Raw genomic sequence first — 17,631 nt, forward strand, 5'->3', positions numbered from 1 at the left:
CTTCAGCCAACTTCGCCTGGGCGGCAAGCTGCCAAATCTGCGCGGCCCTCTCCCTTGCGGGAGGGGTGATTGAACGGCAGAAAACCACCCAAATCACCTGATCCTTCCCCAAAAAATGAGGAGGCGATCCCAAGAAAGGGATCGCCTCCTCCGTTCCGCCTGCTGCCACGCAACAGTGGGGACTGTAGGCTGCGTGGCAGCCTGACGGAACGTGGCAGAATATGCAGACCGGAAGAGGGGGGAGCTTCCGGTCTGCATATTCCGGTAACGGCGCCTGGCGGGGTGGCCAGCCGCCGCGCCGGGACTCAATCCAAAAACCGCGTCAACGACAGGCTGGAGAGCTGGGAAAAGACCGAGTAAGAGGCTTCCAGGATCGTCTGCCGCTGCGATATGTCCAGCGCAACCTGGCCAAGATCCGCATCCTCCACCTGACCGATCACGTCGGTCAGCAGCACTTCGCGGTCCTTGGCGCGGGTTTCGAGCATCTCAACCTGCTTCTGCTTGCGGCCATTTTCCGCATTTACCGCGCGCACGTCAGTCAGGCCGACGTCAAGCTCATCCAGGGCCTGACGGATCGCATCCTTCTGCGCGTCGGTCAGCCTATCGCCGAACGGACCGGCGGCCGCCAGCGTCTGGAAGGCGGGGATCAGGTTCGCGCCGACTTCGCTGGCGGTGATGCCATATTCGACGTCCACGCCGTCGCCCATGCGGCCCGACTGCCTCACCTGATCGTTCACGAACACATCGGCGGGCAGCGTGGCAGCGAGGTCAGCCAGCGTTTCCGGCACCATCGGCATGTCGTTGGTCTGCGATCCGGCAAAGATCGGCATTCCCGCCTCGGTCGCGTTGAGCGCGCCCCGAACATCGACATAGCTGCCCTCGACCAGCCCCTGAAGCCCCGGCGAGTCCCCGGTGCCCAGCGCCGTCATCAATTCGGTGCGCAGGTTGGAGAGGCTGTCGTCGATCTGATTGATGTTGGCGTCGTAAAGGGACAGGGTGGTGCTGACCCGGCTTGCCACCGATTGATAGCTTTGCTGCTGCGCCAGCATCGATCGGGCGGACAGGGTGCGCACCGCGTCGATGCCCAGGCCGGCATAGTCATGCGCCTTCTTGGTGGTGGTCAGCTGCAATTGGCTGGCGGCCAGATTCTGCTGGGACCGCTGCATCGCGCCTGACAGGGTTCGTTGCAGGGGGATCGTCGCTACGCGGGTCATCGCTCGGGACTCCTTATCTGAGCATCTGGAGGAGGGTGTCGTACATTTCCGATGCGGTGGTCATGACGCGGGCGGAGGCGGAATAGCTGTTCTGCAACACCACCATCTGCGCCAGTTCCTCGTCGACATTGACCCCGGCATAGCTGTCGCGCCGGTTTACCGCGTCGTCATAACGGGCTGCGGCGCCCGCATAATTGGTCTGGGCAAGCGAGGCTTCCGTCCCGGCGCCGCCAAGCAGACGGCTGGCGAAGGTTTCGATGGAGGCCGACCCGTCCTTGCCGAAGTCGAACGTCGCGGCGAGTTGATCGATGAAGGCGGTAGCGCCCGACAGGTCGCCTGCGCCGATCGCCTTCGACCCTACCGGCACGTCCAGTTGCAGCCGCGCAAGCGGCAGGTTGCCTGCCTTTGCGGCGATGTCGCTCCGCACCTCTGCGCTGCTGAGGCCGCTTGCCGCGCCGCTGAGGCCTGAAAGCGCGGAGAAGGAGAGGCCCGTGCCATTGCGGTTGGTCGAATCCGATGGGATGGAGATGGTCGATCCAGCGCTCATGCTGTTCGGCGTGAACTGGACCCGACCCTTGGCGTCGAGGGCGAAACTGCCATAGCCGGCGAGTGGGCTGCCGTTCAGCTCCGTTATCAGATCGCCGAAGGTCGGGCCGACCGAGCCGGTCATGCTGTAGCTGGCGAGCAGCTTGCCGGTCGAATCCCGGAGCGCGATTTCGGTCGTTTCGCCCGCGCCGAAGCCGTGCGGGTCGGACGCCGTGAAGCCGGAGGGGACCAGCGAACTGCTGTCCGACCGGATGAGATTGTTGAGACCGAAAAATTGCGAGAAGCCGACGCCGGCCCGGTCGCTCGGCGCATCCGGGTCCTGCGCGATGGCGATGCCCTGGCTGGCGTCGGTCGCCTTGATCGACAGCACGCCGTCGATGAAGCTGGCGGTGGCGGCCGGGGACAGACCGGCATTGATCGCGGCGACGGCGTCATCCACCGTCGCCCCGGCGCCCAGCGCGTCGAAATCGACCGTCACTTTCTGGACCAGCGTGCCGTCGGCAGCGGCGACCGCGAACACCGCCTTGCCGGTGAAGCCCAGCCGGTCCGATCCGATCAGGCCGTTGGCCTCCCCGGTCAGGCTGTTGGGCGGGGGCAAAGTGGTGCCTCCGTTGGACACGGCGTTGAGGCTCTGGGCGAGGCCGGAGAAGAGGGTGCCGAGCTGTTCGGAGAAATGGGGCAGCGCCCGGTCGCGCATGTCTAGCAGGCCGCCCAGCTTGCCGCCGATCGCAGCGGAATCGATCTGTTCGCCGGTGGATGCGCCCATCACGCCATCGTCGGAGGCGAAGCGGATGTCGATCGGCGGATAGCTGTTCTGCGACGCGCCCGCCCCGGATGGGTAGCTGAGCTGGCGCAGCCTTTTGTCGAGCAGGACCTGACCCGACGCGCTGTCGATGGTGACGCGTCCGTCCGGCTGTTCGCGCACTGTGACATCTATCAGGCCGCTCAATTCCTCCAGCGCGCTCATCCGCTGGTCAGCGGGGCCGGAAGAGCTTCGGCCAAGTCCATCGAGTCGCGCCACTTCGCTATTCAGGTCATGAATCTGTTGCAGCAGCGTGTTGACCCGGTCGACAGTGTAGCCGACCTCAGTCTCCACATCGGCGCGCAGGCCTGACACATCCTTTTGTAATTGGTTCAGCGTGTTGATCGTGTCGGATACGTTGCCGGTGAACAGCGCGACTGACTGGGTTGAACCCTGAAGACTGGTGATCTCGGCCGCCGAGGAGGAGAGAGCGCTGAGACGCGCTGCGAGGCCCGCACTGGAATCGGGCGCGCCGAGCAGCGACTGGAGCCGGTCGAGATAGGAAGCCGCCGCCTCCGACCGGCCCGCCGCGCCGCCGCGCTGATAGACGGCGTTCTCAAGGAATTTGTCCGCCACCCGCGACGGCTCGCCGACGATGACGCCGGACACGCGCCCGCCCGTAACACCGGTGCTGAGCGAGACGCGCTCGCGGGCATAGCCGGGGGTTCCCACATTGGCGATATTGTTGGATACCGAACGCAGCCCCGCCTGCGAGGCGGAAAGACCCGACATGGCGGAATTCAAGATCTCGTTCAGGGACAAGGCTGGTGGTCCTTAATAGTGGGGCAGGGCGGGCGCTATTCGGATCAGCGCTTCAGGTTGCTGACTTCCTGCAGCATGTCGTCGACGGTCGTGATGATCTTCGACGATGCGCTGTAAGCGCGCTGGAACAGGATCATGTTGGAAAACTCCTGCGCCAGATCGACGTTGGAGGCTTCCAGGGCGCCTGCCGCAATATTGCCCGCCCCCAGCGAACCCGGCTTGTTGATCGCGAAATTGCCGGAATCCTGCGACATCTGATAGGCATTGCCGCTGATCCGGGTCAGTCCGTCGGGATTTTGGAAAGTGGCGATCGGCAGTTGGTAGATGGCGCGCGAGGTGCCGTCCTCGAATATGGCGCTGACGATGCCGGTGTCACTGATTTCGACCGAGGCGACCGTGCCCAGCATGCCGCCGTCGACGGTCGAAGAAAGAAGCGCCGAATCGCTGCCGAACTGGGTCAGCCCGTCCAGACCGTCGTCGCTGCCCAGGCTCAGGCGGATCGGGCTGGATCCGGCGCCATTGGCCCAGCCAATGTCGAGATCGGCGAACAGGGCCGGGTCGGAGCCGGCGAGGTCCAGACTGCCATCGGCGTTGAACTTGACCGTGCCGCTCGCCAGCACGCCGTCGGTGATGGCGGTGCCCCCAACGCTGGTGATGTCGGCCGGATCGCCGGAGATTTCCGCGACCCATTCATTGGCGGCGGTTTTGACGAAGTTGAAGGTCAGCGTGTGCGACGTGCCCTGCGCGTCATAGACCTCCACCGAGCGGGAAAATTGCGGCGACAGCGCCCCCGACGCCATCGCGCCGGTGACGTAGGCGCCAGTGATCGGTTCGGCGGTGGACTGGAGATTGGCGCGCAGCGCGACCTTGGTGGTCGGCTGGGCCGATCCGGTCAGCGCGCTCGGGCGGATGGGTTCGAGTGTATTCAAATTGCCGTTGTCGACATATTTGCCGTCGGCGTCGAGCGGCCAGCCTTGCAGGTAATAGCCAGCCGCATTGCGCAGATAGCCCTGCGAATCCGGCACGAACGACCCGGCGCGGGTGAAGGCGACTTCGGCATTGGCGTCGGTTCCCGACCGCACCACGAAGAAGCCTGCGCCGTCGATTCCGATGTCGGTCAGGCTGCTGGATGCCTGCAACAGGCCCTGCTTGGAAATCAGCGCCATGGGCGCGGCCGACACGCCGCCCGCGGAATAACTGCTGCTCGCGCGGCCGTCGGTCACGAGCGTCTGGAACTGGGCCGACACGCCCTTATAGCCCACGGTGTTCACATTGGTGATATTGTCCGCGACGGTCGCCATGGCGCTCGCCTGTGCCCCAAGGCCGGAGACGCCGGCATAAAGGGCGGAATAGAGGCTCATATCATTCTCCCATGCGTGGGCGGCGTGCTGGGCAGGCCCGACCCGGTTACGACTTCATTGTAGGACGAATTTGGGCCGGCCGATGGGGGAGGCGCCGAAAAAATGATCCACCCGGCAAAAGCTGCCCGGCAAATTTATCCTATAATCGACATGTATCGCTTTTGGGGACATTGAATGACGCTTCGCATTTCGCTTCGCAATGGAGAACCGGTGATCGTGAATGGCGCGGTGCTGCGCTCGGTCGGGCGGACCGACATGGTGGTGGAGAACGGCGCCACTATCCTGCGCGGCCGCGACGTCATGAAGCCGGAGGAAGCCGACAGCCCGGCGCGGCAGCTCTATTTTGCCTGCATGATGGCCTATATCGACCAGGACGAGCTGCAGAAGCATCAGGATGCGCTGCTGACTCGGCTCGAGGGGTTGATGGCCGCGCTGGAATCTCCTGAGGCCAAGGCGGTGTGCATCCGGTTTGCGCAGAAGGTGGCGACGGGGCAATTTTATCCGGCGCTGGCAGATTGCCGCTGGTTGATCGGTTATGAGGCAGAGGTACTGGGACGGACGGTGATCGCGGCCTAGATTAATCCGTCATCCCAGCTTCCGCGGGATGACGGGCGAAAATTCAGCTACTCTCCCAATCAAGGAATCCACCCGATGACCACATTGGCAGCGGCGGCGGCTGGTCTGCGTCTGCTCAATCCTGATCGCCGTTACGGCCATGTTGTGGCGGTGCGCGGCGCACTGATCGAGGTGGAGGGGTTGGCCGGAGCGGCGCAGATTGGCTCGCGGGTTACGCTCGATACCCCAGCGGGCCGGGTCGAGGCGGAAGTCACCGGGCTTGACCATGGCATCGCCCATTGTATGCCCTTCAGCGAGCTGCAGGGCATCGCGTCCGGCACGCGCGCGAACCTCGCCGCCGGCCAGTTCGGCCTGCGCCCCAGTGCGGGCTGGCTCGGGCGCATGGTTGATGGACTTGGTCGCCCGGTCGACGGCAAGGGCGCGCTGCCGCCGGGCGCTGACATGCGGCTGATAAAGGCCTCACCTCCGCCCGCTTCAGCGCGGGCGCGGGTGGGCGAACGGCTTGGCACCGGCGTCCGCGCGCTCGACCTGTTCGCTCCGCTCTGCCGGGGGCAGCGGCTGGGCCTGTTTGCGGGGTCCGGCGTCGGCAAGTCGGTGCTGCTCTCCATGCTGGCGCGCTGGACCGACTGCGATGTGGCGGTGATCGGCCTCATCGGGGAACGCGGCCGCGAGGTGCAGGAGTTCGTGCAGGACGATCTGGGTGACGAGGGCTTGGCCCGCAGCGTCGTGGTGGTCGCGACCTCCGACGAACCGGCGCTGATGCGACGGCAGGCGGCCTGGACGACGCTGACCATCGCGGAATATTTCCGGGATCAGGGGTTGAACGTCCTTTGCCTGATGGATTCCGTGACGCGCTTTGCCATGGCCCAGCGCGAGATCGGCCTTGCCAGCGGCGAGCCGCCCGCGACCAAGGGTTATACGCCGACCGTCTTTGCCGAACTGCCGCGCATGCTGGAGCGCGCGGGACCGGGCCTGCCGGGGCAGGGCAGCATCACTGGTCTGTTCACCGTGCTGGTCGATGGCGACGATCATAATGAGCCGGTGGCGGATGCGGTGCGCGGTATCCTGGACGGCCATGTCGTCATCACCCGTCAGATCGCGGAGCGCGGCCGCTATCCCGCCATCGACGTGCTGAAATCGGTTTCGCGCACTCTGCCGCATTGTCTGTCGGACGCGGAGAATGCGGTGCGCCTTGCGGCCCGGCGCGAACTTTCCACCTATCGCGACATGGAGGAGATGGTGCGGTTGGGCGCCTATCGCGCCGGATCGAGCGCGGAGGTCGACCGCGCCGTGGCGCTCGCCCCGAAGATCGAGGCTCTGCTGAAGCAGGGCAAGCAGGAGCGTGGGTATGCGCAGGACAGTTTCGCGGCCCTGGCGGCCCTGATGGAGACGAGTGATGAAGACCCCGTTTGACACCGCGATGCGCGTGCAGCGCCGCGAGATTGACGCCATGGGCGTGGCCATCAATGTGCAGGTCAATGTGCTGAACCAGATCGAAAATGCGCAGGAGGAGGTGCGCAGCAGCATCCTGCGCGAAGCCGATGCGGCGGCGGGGGACCTGCATATCTCCTCCCACGCCTATATGGAGCGCATCCGCGCCGAGCAACTGCGCCTGACCCGTGACGGCGCGGTGCAGAGTGCGCGGCTGGATCAGATGCGGGCCAAGGCGGCGTCCGCCTATGGCGCCTATCGCGCGATCGAGGTCGCGGCCGAAGGTTTCCGGGAGGAGGCCGATCGGCGCAGCATCAGGACGGAGCAGGCGGGCATCGATGACAGCGCGGCGGTGGCGTTCCTGAATGCGCGCCGTGCCTTAAGGCGCGCGCGGTGATCGCTGCGCAGGGAATGTCGGGGCTTACGGCCGCCCAGAAGGCGGAAGTGATCTATGCGCAGGCGCGCAGCGACCTCACAAACCGCCTCTGGCGGGCCGCGCTGGGCGGCGAAGAGGAGAGCGGCGTTCATGAGGGGCCTGGGACTACCGGCGCCGCCGCCAAACTGCCGATGAGCCTCGATGCGCTGTTGTCCTTGCTGGACAAGAAGACGGCGCCGCCGCAAGCTGTGCCGCAGCAGCCGGTGCAGAAGCAGGCGGACGCGCCGGGGCGATGGGATCGGCAAGCCGACCTGGGTGAAAGCGCTTCGGGCGGGTCGCGCGGCTATGGTCCCAATGCGGGCTATGTCGGGGCCTTGAGCGCGGCGGCGCGGCGCACGGGATTGCCGGTCGCGGCGCTCGCCACCATCGTCCATGCCGAAGCCGCCAAGGGATCGGACGGCCGCTGGCTGCCCTATTCGCGCAATCCCCGGTCCAGCGCGGCGGGGCTGGGCCAGTTCCTCAGCAGTACCTGGCGCGGCGAGGCGGAGCGGGAGGGCACCTGGCTGAACGGCGTCGCCCGGCAGCAGGGCTGGCTGAACGGGCATGGCAAGGTGAAGGGGGAGGATCGTGGCGCCCTGCTGGCGCTGCGCTATGATCCGGAAGCCTCCATCCAGGCGACGGCCGATTATGCCCGGGCCAATCTGGATTCGCTCACCCGCGCCGGCGTCGTTATCGGCGATGGCGCTCAGGCGGTCGCGCAGGCAGCCTATCTCGGCCATCATCTGGGCCGGGGTGACGCGATCCGATTCCTTAAAGGAGGACTTGATTCGAGTCGGGCGCGAACACTTCTTAACGCGCAGATTGGGGTTGTCGGCGCCAACCATCGCATCGCCGTCAGCGGGGACGCAAAAGCCGCGCATCGTGCATGGCTGCTTGATTTCATGGGAAAAAATATCCGTCCGGAGCGTTTTAGCGCCTGACCCCCACGTCTTTGGACGAGGCAAAAAATATAGGAATATGGTGGAAAATAAATATAGGATTAGTTCCGTGTTAACTATTTGAGGCGAGAAGAGGTCCTGTCGAAAGGGGGGCACGCGAAGGACGCGATGCCGTAACGTCATCGGAAGGACCGAACATGTCGAAGACCACCATTGCACTGGAAGCAGCCGTCGCCACCGTGAAGGAAAATCTGCCCGATGAGGGACAGAAGCAGACCGCCCGGCAGCGCGCCGCCGTCGACAAGGCCTTCGCCCGCATTCTGACCCTGATCGCCCCGCGCATCCGCCATTTTATCCGCCAATATGGGCTGGTCGCTCATTGGGAGGATGCCGAGCAGGTCTGTTCCATCGCCGTCCATCGCGCGATCGAGGCCTATGATCCGGAAAAGGCTCAGTTCACCACCTTCGTCAACTGGCAGATCCGCGGCGAATTGCAGAGCCTGCGTTTTCGCCTGATGACTGACCAGCGCCCTTCGGCGCGCAAGGTCGAGGCAACCACCGTGTCGCTGGACGCGATCAGCATCGGCGAGGATGGCGAGGATATTTCCGCCATCTCTTTGATCGAGGATGAGGAAGCGCTGTTCCGAACGGAATCCGGAGCATCCGCCTATCTAGCACAGGCCGCGACCATCGATCTGATTGACAGCTATATTGAGCATCTGCGTAACGTTGCGCTCGACCGGATGCGCCGGCAGGCCAGGCCAAAGCGCGGCGCCAAAAATGCCGTCGAAAAGCGCCAGTCGGTGTGGCGTTCGGAAAATCTTGCCATCGATGCGGGAGAACTGGAGGAGCTGGAGGAGCGCCTCGTTCATAATCGCGAAGTGGTGGAGCGCCGCCTGTTCGATCTTGCCGCGACGGACAGGATAGACGGGTCCGAGGCCGAGGCGGCTGTCAACAAGGAACGCGTGCGCCAGATCGCCAAGCGCGCCGCCAAGACGATGGCTGAACTGGCGGCGCAGGACCCGCGGTTCGCGATCATGGCGGACTGTCGCGAAACCCCGCCGGCGCAGCCGACCGTGCATTAAGAAATCATAGGATAATCGGCCGCAAAATTTCCTGGCGATCCTCCTCGGGACTTTCGCCCGCGGTCTATAAGGGATCATCATCCCTGGAGTTTCCCAATGTCTGATCTTTTCCGGCTGGCGCGCCGCAAGGGCCGCCGCGCTTCGACCTTGTGCGCCCGTCGCCTTTTCGCCCGCAGCCTGACCTTTATGGCGCTGCTGGCGGGACAGGGAGGCGCGGCGATGGCAGGTACGGCGCTGCACGATGCGCTGGGCGCGCCAGAGGAACTGACGATCAGAGGGATGGTCCGGTCGAGGATCGAGGGAATCGACGGACAGTTTCGTCCCAATATGGCGGAAAACGATTTTCTCTGGTCGCTGAAGACGACACTGCTCGTCGACTATGACGGCGGGCCGGTCCGTGTGGGCGGCGAACTTTGGGACGCCCGCGGCTATGGTGAGAGGAAACGTTCGTCCGCAGGCACGAACGAAGTGAATGCGATGGAGTTGGTTCAGGCTTATGTCGGCGTGGATTTCGGTCTGGGCGGCAAGGTGGAGGGCGCCCTGACCGCAGGGCGCTTCACCTTGGACGTCGGTTCGCGGCGTCTGGTGGGACGCCAGACCTTCCGCAACACGACCAATGCCTATACCGGCGCCAATCTGCTGCTGACCGGAAAGGGTGGCGATCGGGCCATTCTGTTCTGGGCCATGCCGCAAATCCGTTTGCCTGAGGATCGGGACGGCATTTTCGATAATCACGTTCATTGGGACAAGGAAAGCGGAGCGCTGCAATTTTTCGGCGGCAGCCTGACCAAGGCGGGCGTTCTCGGCGGCACGCTCGAACTTTACGGCTATGGTTTGAAGGAGCGGGATAGCGCCGGCCGCACGACGCGGAACAGAAGGTTATGGACCCCTGGATTGCGGGCGTATCGCAAGCCGAAGCCCGACCGGTTCGATTATGACTGGGAAGCGGCCTATCAGTTCGGGAAGACCAGAGCGAGCACCAAGGCGACAGACCTTGCGGACCTGAACGTTTCCGCCTGGCTGGTTCATGCCGAACTGGGCCGGACCTGGGCTGGCGGATGGCAGCCGCGCCTGTCGGCCGATTTCGATCTGGCGACCGGGGACAAAGGGGAATCGCGCAGCTACAACCGTTTCGACACGCTCTTCGGCACCCGCCGGGCCGATTTCGGGCCGACCGCTCTTTACGGTCCGGTCCATCGCTACAACCTGATTTCGGGTGGCCTGCGCGCCGAGGTAAAGCCGGGCAAATCCTCGGACGTAATGGCTATGGTCCGAACGCTCTGGCTGGAGTCTGCGACCGACAGTTTCGCGGCGACCGGCGTTAGGGATGCAACGGGCAGCAAAGGGCGATTTGCAGGGCATCAGTTCGAGGTGCGTCTGCGGCGCTGGCTCGTTCCGGATCTGATCCGGGTCGACACCGGCCTTGCCTATCTCGCCAAGGGGCGGTTCCTCCAGGACGCCGCCAATGCGCCGAAAACGGGCGACACACGCTATGGCTATGTCGATCTCTATCTGGAGTTCTGATCAGCCCTTGGGATAGAGCCCCGCCGTAAAGGCGATGCCGAGCGCTTCGGAAAGGCTGCGGACATTCAGCTTCTCCATCAGCTTGGCGCGGTAAATTTCGACCGTGCGAGGGCTGATTCCCAGATCATGGGCGATGACCTTGTTCGAATGGCCCTCCATCAGCCCGATCAACACATCGCGTTCGCGCAGCGACAGGGAATTGATCTTGGCCAGCGCCTGCGTCCGGCGCGTCACCGCCCGGATCGATTCCGACTGACGGGTGAAGGCAAGTTCGATCGCCTCGATCAGCCGCACATGATTGCAGGGCTTTTCGAGAAAGTCGAACGCGCCCAGCTTCATCGCCTGCACGGCCATGCTGACGTCGCCCTCGCCCGTCAGCACGACCGTTGCGAAGCGTTCCGCAATGGGTGCCAACGCGTTCAGCACGCCGAGACCCGACGTGCCGGGCATGTGCAGGTCGAGCAACAGGCAGCCAGGCTCCAGCTGCCGTGCCGCCGCCAGAAACTCGTCGCCCGACGCGAAGCCCAGAACCGCAAGCCGGGGCAACATCGACAGGAGGTGAATCAGCGAGACGCGCACCGAAACATCATCATCGACAATATAGATATACCGCTTCGTCACTCCGCAGCTCTCACATCCGTGTCGCGATAGACGGGGAGGGTGAATTCTATGACGGCGCCGCCCTCCGGCCTGTTGGCGAGTGTCAGGGTGCCGCCATGTCCCTCGACGATACGGCGGCAGATGGAAAGCCCAAGGCCCAGTCCTCTGGCCTTGGTGGACACGAACGCCTCAAACGGCCGCCCGATGATTGTGGAGGGGAAACCGGGGCCATTGTCCAACAGGCGGATCAGCACATTGTCGTCGCCCTGCTCCATGACGAAAATCATGATTTCCGGCTTTTCCGTGCGGTCGACGACGAAGGTTTCCAGCGCATTGCTGATGATGTTCACCAACACCTGCTGGATCTGGACATGATCGGCCAGAACCAGCGGCGCGGAGGGGCTGGGCTGGTAGTGGAGATGGACGCCGGCATGTCGGGTCCCCAGCCACGCCAGTTGGAGAGCGTCGCCAATCAGTTCGTTGAGGGCTGAGGCCCGGATGTTCAGCTCTCCCCGAGCGACAAAAGCACGCATCCGGCGGATGATCTCGCCTGCGCGCAGCACCTCCAGATTTGCAAGTTCCACCAGTTTGCGCACCTGATCCGGTGATCCGCCGTCAACGTCGCTCATGCCCAGCCGCATGTGTGCAGCGCCAAGGAAATTGGCGGTCGCGGTCAAGGGCTGGTTCAATTCATGCGCAAGCCCGGCGCCCATTTCCCCCATCGCGCTGACGCGGGAGGCGTGAAGCAGTTGTTCGCGCAATTCGTTGAGGCGCGTCTGTGTCGCAATCTGTTCGCTGAGGTCCCGAACGAAGGCGATCGAGATATGTTCACGCCCGATCGTTGTTTCCCCAAGGACCAGTTCGACCGGCATTCTGTCCCCCTGCCGGTTGTGGCCGACCGTGGTCTTGAGCGCGAAGCCGGCGGCAGGGTTGGCCTTTGCCCTGGCAAAGTCGGGCAGCAGCGTGCGGATGTCGTACCCGGCAATCTCTTCCGTGGTATAGCCGAAGAGCCGTTCCGCCGCGGTGGAGAAGGACCGCACAAGTCCGGCTTCATCCACGGTGATCATCGCTTCTGGCACGGTTTCCAGAATCGATCGGAGCTCATACTCCTTTGCCTGCAACAGTTCGGCCCGCTTTTCCCTTTCGGTGGCGTCCATGATGATGCCGAGCATGGAGCAGCCTTGATCGCCCGGCGGATCGTGGAAAAAGATGGAGCCTTCGACGATTTGCGTCGGGTCGGTTTTGCCCCCGCACAGGCGGAAGGCGTGGCGGTGCGGGCCGATGGCCAAAAGCGGATCGTCGGACAGGATGTCCATGCCGAAATGCTGACGGATATGCGCACGCCAATCGTCCATGCCGCCCCTGAATGCGCCCGGCTGGAAACCGAACAGCCGCTCGGCATGGGGGGAAAGGAGGACGCGGTCGGTGGAGGCTGTCCATTCAAACAGGCCCAATTCGTGCAGATCGGCGGCGAAGGCCAGTCGGGCTTCGCTCGCCAGCTTGGCTTCCTCTGCACGCTGGCGTTCGGTGATGTCCGTCATCGACAGCACGACCATCGGCGCGATATCCGAACGTGGCTGGACAATCTGGCGCGACTCCAGAATGCGCAGTCGCCGGCCGTCGCGATGCCGTTCGGTGATTTCGACCTCTTGCAGCATATTATGCTGAAGGGGCCGTTTCGGGCCGGGCGGCAGCAGGGCGCGGGTCAGCCCGTATTTGCCGAGGCCGCGCGCCTCCGCCGCCGTCCAGCCATAGAGCCGCTCGCAACCCTTGGACCAGCGGATGATGCGCCCATCAATGTCGGTGATGGCGATGGGCGCGGCATCGATCGCCATGCTGAAGGCCCATCGCGTCGTGCTTTCACGGCCAATGCGGATCCACGCCCAGGCGATGACTGCGCAGGATATGGTAACTTGTCCGGCCGCCTGGACGATTTCGGCCATTTCCCGCGTAATCTGGCCGTTGCGGTAGGTCCAGAGCTGCCACAGGGCGGAAATGACCGGCAGCAGGATGCAGGGCGCCAGCAGCCATTGCAGCGTTCGGCCGCGGATGCCGCAATCGGGATTGCCCGGCCAGGCCACATGGCGGCGTTGGGCAATGACCGCCGCGGAAATGGCGATCAGCGTGGATGCCGTGGGCACGGACATCAATGCGTGCCTGGTGGCAAGGCCGAAGCTGGAAATACCGAGCGGCAGCAGTGTCCCTGAAAGGACGGCGAGGCAGAAGGCGAGACAGGCAAGGCCCGTAATCAGCCAGTGGACGGCGACATGACGCGACGTGGTGGCCAGCGATGCCAGCGTCAGCAACAGGATGGTGACGGCGGGCATCAGCCCGGGCCGACCGGGATTGGGCCTGACCTGATCCTGAACGGTGCCGGCAAAGAGCGACCGGTCGACCGCCAGTGTAACATTCGTCCATTCCTGTCCCAACGCAAGAAGGGCGATGAACAGCGGAACGATTCCCAGCGCGCGCGCGATTTGGGCACGGCTGGTCGAGGCGCAGAAAAACGACAGGGCCAGACCGACGCAGGCCACGGCAGTCCATGGCTGCATCAATATCTCGCGGCGGCCGAACCCCGCGATCCGCAAATTGCCGCTGAACCAGCCCATCAGGACGGCCACGCAGATGATCAAGGCCACGGCGATCAGCGGGGGTACGGCCGGTGCCAATTTGACAGAGGGAACCCCGCTTACGCTTCGCGGCGGCGCTGTTAAAAGCTGCATCCCCACTCGCAATCGATATCATGGCACGGCGACGTACCAACCACGGGCGAATGCTGCCTTTGATCTCGATTGTAAAGTTTTCCGACGATCAATCCGCCCCCCAGGGACGCTGGATTAGCTTCACATCTCTGAAAAATATCGATAAAAAATTACTTATATCGTCGTAACCATAAATAGCTACGCCGCGTCGCGATTTTCCGCAGACAGTCCTTCGATAATCGCACGGTTGACCACGATCAGGTCGTCGATGGATTCGCGGCTGCGAATCACGTCGGACGTGTGCCGTTCGACCCAAAGACCGATCGAGATGATGCGGGCGCGCAGATCTTCCGGCAGCTGGTTGTCGGGCGCGGCGCAGAGAGTCGAGAAAGTGCTCCAGGCGCGCCGGTTGCGATGGAGTGCGGGCATCAGCGCGGCACCCTTCATCCCCGCATCGCGCGCGGCGATCATTTCGGCGGTGATCTGGCTCATCAGGCGATATTCGTTGCCGCGCGGTGTCGCGGCGATTTCCTGCGCGCGGCGATAGGCATTGACGGACATAACAGGCTCCCGGGCAAAGATACGATCCTATTTTAGCAGGTAAGATCCCGATCCGGTCGCATCTGACAGGATCATTGCGGGTGGATGCGAAAAAGATGCGCGCGATGCCGGGGGCGGCGACATCCTTCCTATAATTTGCACATCGGCTTCGGCCACATCCTTTCTTTTGGACTGATCCATGCTCAATGCCATCGGCCTAGTGGTCATCCTGCTGTGCGTGTTCGGCAGCTTCCTGATGTCGGGCGGCAATATCGGAGTCATCCTGCATGCCCTGCCGCATGAGATGATCGCCATTGCAGGCGCCGCCGTGGGCGCTTTCATCCTCGGCAATTCCATCAGCACGGTGAAGAAGGCGTGGAAGGGCACCGTGCGCGTCTTCAAGGGCGTGCGCTGGACTGAAGCGGACTTTCGCGACTTGCTGGCGCTGCTCTACACCTTGCTATCAACCTTTCGCAAGGATGGCGCCAATGCCATTGAAAAACATCTGGATCAGCCGGAGGAAAGCAGCATCTTCAGCCGCTATCCCAAGCTGCTGCACGACAAGGGGCTGATCGAATTCATCTGTGACTATCTGCGGATGATGACGGTCAATTTCGAAGATCCTCACCAGATGGCCGAAGCCATGGAGGGCGACATCGAACGCCACCATGCCGAGGAACTGCTGCCTCAACATGCGATCCAGATGATGGCTGACGGTTTGCCTGCGCTGGGCATCGTCGCAGCGGTGCTGGGCGTCATCAAGACGATGAGCAGCATCGACCAGCCGACCGAAGTGCTGGGTGCGATGATCGGCGGCGCGCTGGTCGGCACTTTTCTGGGCGTATTGCTCGCCTACTGCCTCGTCGGCCCGATCGCATCGAAGCTCCAGCAGATCATCGATGCCGACTTCAAACCCTATCTGATCGTCAAGACTGCGATCATCGGCCATGCGCAGGGGCAGCCCACGCAGGTCGCTATCGAACTGGCGCGGCGCATGACTCCGTCCGCCTATGCCCCCTCATTCGCGCAGCTCGAAAGCGCGCTCGAAGATGTGAAGGACCAGCTCAATGCCCAGCCCGCCTGATGACAGGTCGTTGACCCTGCCCGCCCATGGAACGACCGTGACCGCCGAAGATCTGCGCGTGCGGCTGGTGCTGGCAAGTGATTTCGATGGCGCCATGGAAGTGGACGCCAGCGCGGTCGAGAGCGTTGGCCAGGCAGTGCTGCAACTGTTGGTTGCGGCCAAAGTCGAAGCCGACACGCACGGCCAGAGCTTTTCGATTTCCAACCCCAGCCCCGCCTTTGTCGGCCGCGTGACCGCCTGCGGGCTGGCGGCTGCGATCGGCCTCCCCGAGAAGGAGCATCTTTCGTGAGCAAATTGATCCTGACCGTCGATGACAGCGCGTCCATGCGCATGTTGCTGAAGGCGTCGCTGACTGCGCAGGGCTTCCGCATCGAGAGTGCTGACGATGGCGCGCATGGCCTGGAACGAATGCATGAGGTTAAACCCGACCTGCTGATCACCGATATCAACATGCCCAGGATGGACGGCTTTGAACTGATCGAGGCGGTGCGCGGGGTGGCGGAATTCCGCGGTACGCCGATATTGGTGCTGTCGACCGAATTTTCCGACGACAAGAAGGCCCGCGCGCGCGAGGCGGGAGCGACCGGCTGGATCACCAAGCCGTTCGACGCGGCAAAGCTGGGGGCGGCGATCCGCCGCGTGTGCCCATGAGCGACGAGCTGGACGAAATTCAGGCGATCTTCTTCGAGGAGTGCGCCGAAGGGCTGGTCGTTGCAGAACAGGGGTTGTCCGCCATGGCGGCGGGCGACGTGTCGGCCGATGTGATTGCGGGCGTGTTCCGTGCCGTCCATTCGATCAAGGGTGGATCGGGCGCTTTCGGTCATGGCGCCCTGCAGGCCTTCTCCCACCGCTTCGAAAATGTGCTGGACGAGGTGCGCGCCGGGCAGATCCCTGCGACCGCTGAGGTCACGCGGATCATGCTGGGCGCCTTCGATATCCTGTCCGACCATGTGGCGGCGGCGCAGAATGTCGCGACAGTGCCGGACGACGCGGCGATGCTGGAGCAGTTAGACGCAATATTGGCGGCGAAGGGCGCTCCGGCAGCGGTTCCCGCGCCGGTGGCCGAGGCCGATGAGTTCGGCTTCACGCCGGTTATGGCGGCCGTCGAGGAATTCGATCCATTCGGCTTCGAGCCGGTGAAGGTCGATCTTGATGACCTGTCCGGCGGCGAACCGCAGGGCTGGACCGTGCGATTTGGCCCTTCACGCGCCGCCATGGCCAACGGTGCGGAGCCGATGCTGGTAATCCGCGAACTGGAGGATATGGGCGGCATGGTTGCCGGCGTCGATACCGGCCGCCTGCCAGCCCTGCGCGATCTTGATCCGGAAGAAGGCTATTTCATCTGGACGGTCAGCCTGCCTGCCGCGGTTGAGGAACAGGCGATCCGCGATTGCTTCGATTTCGTCGCGCCGGACTCGCTGATCGAGATCGGGCGGGTTGAGACGGATGTGGCTGCGCCTGCCAGCGCGCCCACTCCTGTCGAGACGGTCTCAGTCGAACCGGACCGCCCCGTTCTCGCGCTGGTGGCGGATAACGTCCCGCCGCCTGCCGACAAGCCCAAGGTCGAAGCCCCTGCCCAGACCATCCGCGTCGATTTGGGCAAGCTGGACCAGTTGCTGAACCTGGTTGGCGAACTGGTCATTCGCGGGTCGATCCTGTCCGACCGGCTCTCGCCCGCTGATCAGGAACGGGTGGAATTGCCCGAACTGTCGCGGCTGACGCGCCAGATTCAGGACAATGTCATGTCGCTGCGCGCCCAGCCGATCCGGCAGGCCTTCTCCCGTGTGCCGCGGATGTTGCGCGACCTGATGGGCGAGACGGGCAAGCAGGTGCAGCTGGAAACCACCGGCGAGATGACCGAGGTGGACAAGGGCGTGATCGAGAAGATCGGCGACCCGTTGACGCACATGATCCGCAACGCCGTCGACCATGGCATTGAGGGGCCGGAGGAGCGTATCGCCGCCGGAAAGCCCGTGCAGGGAACGATCCGCCTGTCCGCCGAGCAGAAGGGTGCGCGGATCATCGTGCGCGTCGCGGATGACGGGCGCGGCATCAACCGCGAACGGGTTCGCGCCAAGGCGATAGAGCGC

The 17,631-nt window shown here is 63.8% G+C and carries 16 protein-coding genes; 10 read left to right on the forward strand and 6 right to left on the reverse strand.

Annotated elements, in window-relative coordinates; translation table 11 throughout:
* Positions 1-305: 305 nt before the first annotated feature.
* From ACFC3J_RS05775 to flgE, 3 genes are read right to left on the reverse strand one after another with little or no spacing between them, the layout of a single operon-like run.
* The gene (locus tag ACFC3J_RS05775; RefSeq protein WP_375195251.1) at positions 306-1,214 is read right to left on the reverse strand and encodes a flagellin; all 909 of its coding nucleotides are present in this window, start codon (positions 1,212-1,214) and stop codon (positions 306-308) included.
* A gap of 13 nt (positions 1,215-1,227) precedes the next feature.
* Entirely contained in the window at positions 1,228-3,324 is a 2,097-nt protein-coding gene (flgK, locus tag ACFC3J_RS05780; protein WP_375195252.1) for a flagellar hook-associated protein FlgK, read from the reverse strand.
* A gap of 44 nt (positions 3,325-3,368) precedes the next feature.
* Positions 3,369-4,685: a flagellar hook protein FlgE gene (flgE, locus tag ACFC3J_RS05785; protein ID WP_375195253.1), complete on the reverse strand. Its 1,317-nt coding sequence runs from the start codon at positions 4,683-4,685 to the stop codon at positions 3,369-3,371.
* Between the two features lie 174 nt (positions 4,686-4,859).
* Here flgE and ACFC3J_RS05790 point away from each other — a divergent pair, with 174 nt between their 5' ends.
* The 6 genes from ACFC3J_RS05790 (at position 4,860) to ACFC3J_RS05815 (ending at position 10,615) form a co-directional block, all read left to right on the forward strand.
* The gene (locus ACFC3J_RS05790) at positions 4,860-5,261 is read left to right on the forward strand and encodes a flagellar biosynthesis repressor FlbT (RefSeq protein WP_375195254.1); all 402 of its coding nucleotides are present in this window, start codon (positions 4,860-4,862) and stop codon (positions 5,259-5,261) included.
* A 75-nt stretch (positions 5,262-5,336) separates the two neighbouring features.
* Positions 5,337-6,674, forward strand: coding sequence for a flagellar protein export ATPase FliI (gene fliI / locus ACFC3J_RS05795; RefSeq protein WP_375195255.1), 1,338 nt, complete (start codon positions 5,337-5,339; stop codon positions 6,672-6,674).
* Complete coding sequence (locus tag ACFC3J_RS05800; RefSeq protein WP_375195256.1) at positions 6,658-7,089, forward strand: hypothetical protein; 432 nt, start codon at positions 6,658-6,660, stop codon at positions 7,087-7,089. The genes fliI and ACFC3J_RS05800 overlap by 17 nt, the downstream gene beginning before the upstream one ends.
* The gene (locus ACFC3J_RS05805) at positions 7,086-8,048 is read left to right on the forward strand and encodes a peptidoglycan-binding protein (RefSeq protein ID WP_375195257.1); all 963 of its coding nucleotides are present in this window, start codon (positions 7,086-7,088) and stop codon (positions 8,046-8,048) included. Before ACFC3J_RS05800 ends, ACFC3J_RS05805 begins: the two co-directional genes overlap by 4 nt.
* 155 nt (positions 8,049-8,203) lie before the next feature.
* Entirely contained in the window at positions 8,204-9,091 is an 888-nt protein-coding gene (locus tag ACFC3J_RS05810) for a sigma-70 family RNA polymerase sigma factor (RefSeq protein ID WP_375195258.1), read from the forward strand.
* 96 nt (positions 9,092-9,187) lie between these two features.
* Complete coding sequence (locus ACFC3J_RS05815; RefSeq protein WP_375195259.1) at positions 9,188-10,615, forward strand: alginate export family protein; 1,428 nt, start codon at positions 9,188-9,190, stop codon at positions 10,613-10,615.
* Here ACFC3J_RS05815 and ACFC3J_RS05820 read toward each other — a convergent pair whose 3' ends face one another.
* From ACFC3J_RS05820 to flaF, 3 genes are all read right to left on the reverse strand, one after another.
* Positions 10,616-11,236, reverse strand: coding sequence for a response regulator transcription factor (locus ACFC3J_RS05820; protein WP_375195260.1), 621 nt, complete (start codon positions 11,234-11,236; stop codon positions 10,616-10,618).
* Complete coding sequence (locus tag ACFC3J_RS05825; RefSeq protein WP_375195261.1) at positions 11,233-13,854, reverse strand: PAS domain S-box protein; 2,622 nt, start codon at positions 13,852-13,854, stop codon at positions 11,233-11,235. Before ACFC3J_RS05825 ends, ACFC3J_RS05820 begins: the two co-directional genes overlap by 4 nt.
* A gap of 261 nt (positions 13,855-14,115) precedes the next feature.
* Positions 14,116-14,478, reverse strand: coding sequence for a flagellar biosynthesis regulator FlaF (gene flaF / locus ACFC3J_RS05830; RefSeq protein WP_375195262.1), 363 nt, complete (start codon positions 14,476-14,478; stop codon positions 14,116-14,118).
* Between the two features lie 178 nt (positions 14,479-14,656).
* Here flaF and motA point away from each other — a divergent pair, with 178 nt between their 5' ends.
* The 4 genes from motA to ACFC3J_RS05850 all read left to right on the forward strand — a co-directional run.
* The gene (gene motA / locus ACFC3J_RS05835; protein WP_192666165.1) at positions 14,657-15,541 is read left to right on the forward strand and encodes a flagellar motor stator protein MotA; all 885 of its coding nucleotides are present in this window, start codon (positions 14,657-14,659) and stop codon (positions 15,539-15,541) included.
* Positions 15,525-15,830: an STAS domain-containing protein gene (locus ACFC3J_RS05840; protein WP_375195263.1), complete on the forward strand. Its 306-nt coding sequence runs from the start codon at positions 15,525-15,527 to the stop codon at positions 15,828-15,830. Before motA ends, ACFC3J_RS05840 begins: the two co-directional genes overlap by 17 nt.
* Positions 15,827-16,192 (forward strand): response regulator, encoded by a 366-nt coding sequence (locus ACFC3J_RS05845; RefSeq protein ID WP_375195264.1) that lies wholly within the window; start codon positions 15,827-15,829, stop codon positions 16,190-16,192. Before ACFC3J_RS05840 ends, ACFC3J_RS05845 begins: the two co-directional genes overlap by 4 nt.
* The coding region (locus ACFC3J_RS05850; RefSeq protein WP_375195265.1) for a chemotaxis protein CheA at positions 16,189-17,631 on the forward strand (1,443 nt) is incomplete at its 3' end. The genes ACFC3J_RS05845 and ACFC3J_RS05850, both read left to right, overlap by 4 nt.

Origin of the sequence: Sphingobium sp. (genome assembly GCF_041987595.1) — a bacterium.
In the GTDB taxonomy this organism is placed as follows: Bacteria; Pseudomonadota; Alphaproteobacteria; order Sphingomonadales; family Sphingomonadaceae; genus Sphingobium.

What these genes read in the sequence shown, in the direction of transcription:
- ACFC3J_RS05775 (WP_375195251.1), bottom strand. Translation starts at nt 1,214, where the DNA reads ATGACCCGCGTAGCGACGATCCCCCTGCAACGAACCCTGTCAGGCGCG.
- flgE (WP_375195253.1), bottom strand. Translation starts at nt 4,685, where the DNA reads ATGAGCCTCTATTCCGCCCTTTATGCCGGCGTCTCCGGCCTTGGGGCA.
- ACFC3J_RS05790 (WP_375195254.1), top strand. Translation starts at nt 4,860, where the DNA reads ATGACGCTTCGCATTTCGCTTCGCAATGGAGAACCGGTGATCGTGAAT.
- fliI (WP_375195255.1), top strand. Translation starts at nt 5,337, where the DNA reads ATGACCACATTGGCAGCGGCGGCGGCTGGTCTGCGTCTGCTCAATCCT.
- ACFC3J_RS05800 (WP_375195256.1), top strand. Translation starts at nt 6,658, where the DNA reads ATGAAGACCCCGTTTGACACCGCGATGCGCGTGCAGCGCCGCGAGATT.
- ACFC3J_RS05810 (WP_375195258.1), top strand. Translation starts at nt 8,204, where the DNA reads ATGTCGAAGACCACCATTGCACTGGAAGCAGCCGTCGCCACCGTGAAG.
- ACFC3J_RS05815 (WP_375195259.1), top strand. Translation starts at nt 9,188, where the DNA reads ATGTCTGATCTTTTCCGGCTGGCGCGCCGCAAGGGCCGCCGCGCTTCG.
- flaF (WP_375195262.1), bottom strand. Translation starts at nt 14,478, where the DNA reads ATGTCCGTCAATGCCTATCGCCGCGCGCAGGAAATCGCCGCGACACCG.
- motA (WP_192666165.1), top strand. Translation starts at nt 14,657, where the DNA reads ATGCTCAATGCCATCGGCCTAGTGGTCATCCTGCTGTGCGTGTTCGGC.
- ACFC3J_RS05840 (WP_375195263.1), top strand. Translation starts at nt 15,525, where the DNA reads ATGCCCAGCCCGCCTGATGACAGGTCGTTGACCCTGCCCGCCCATGGA.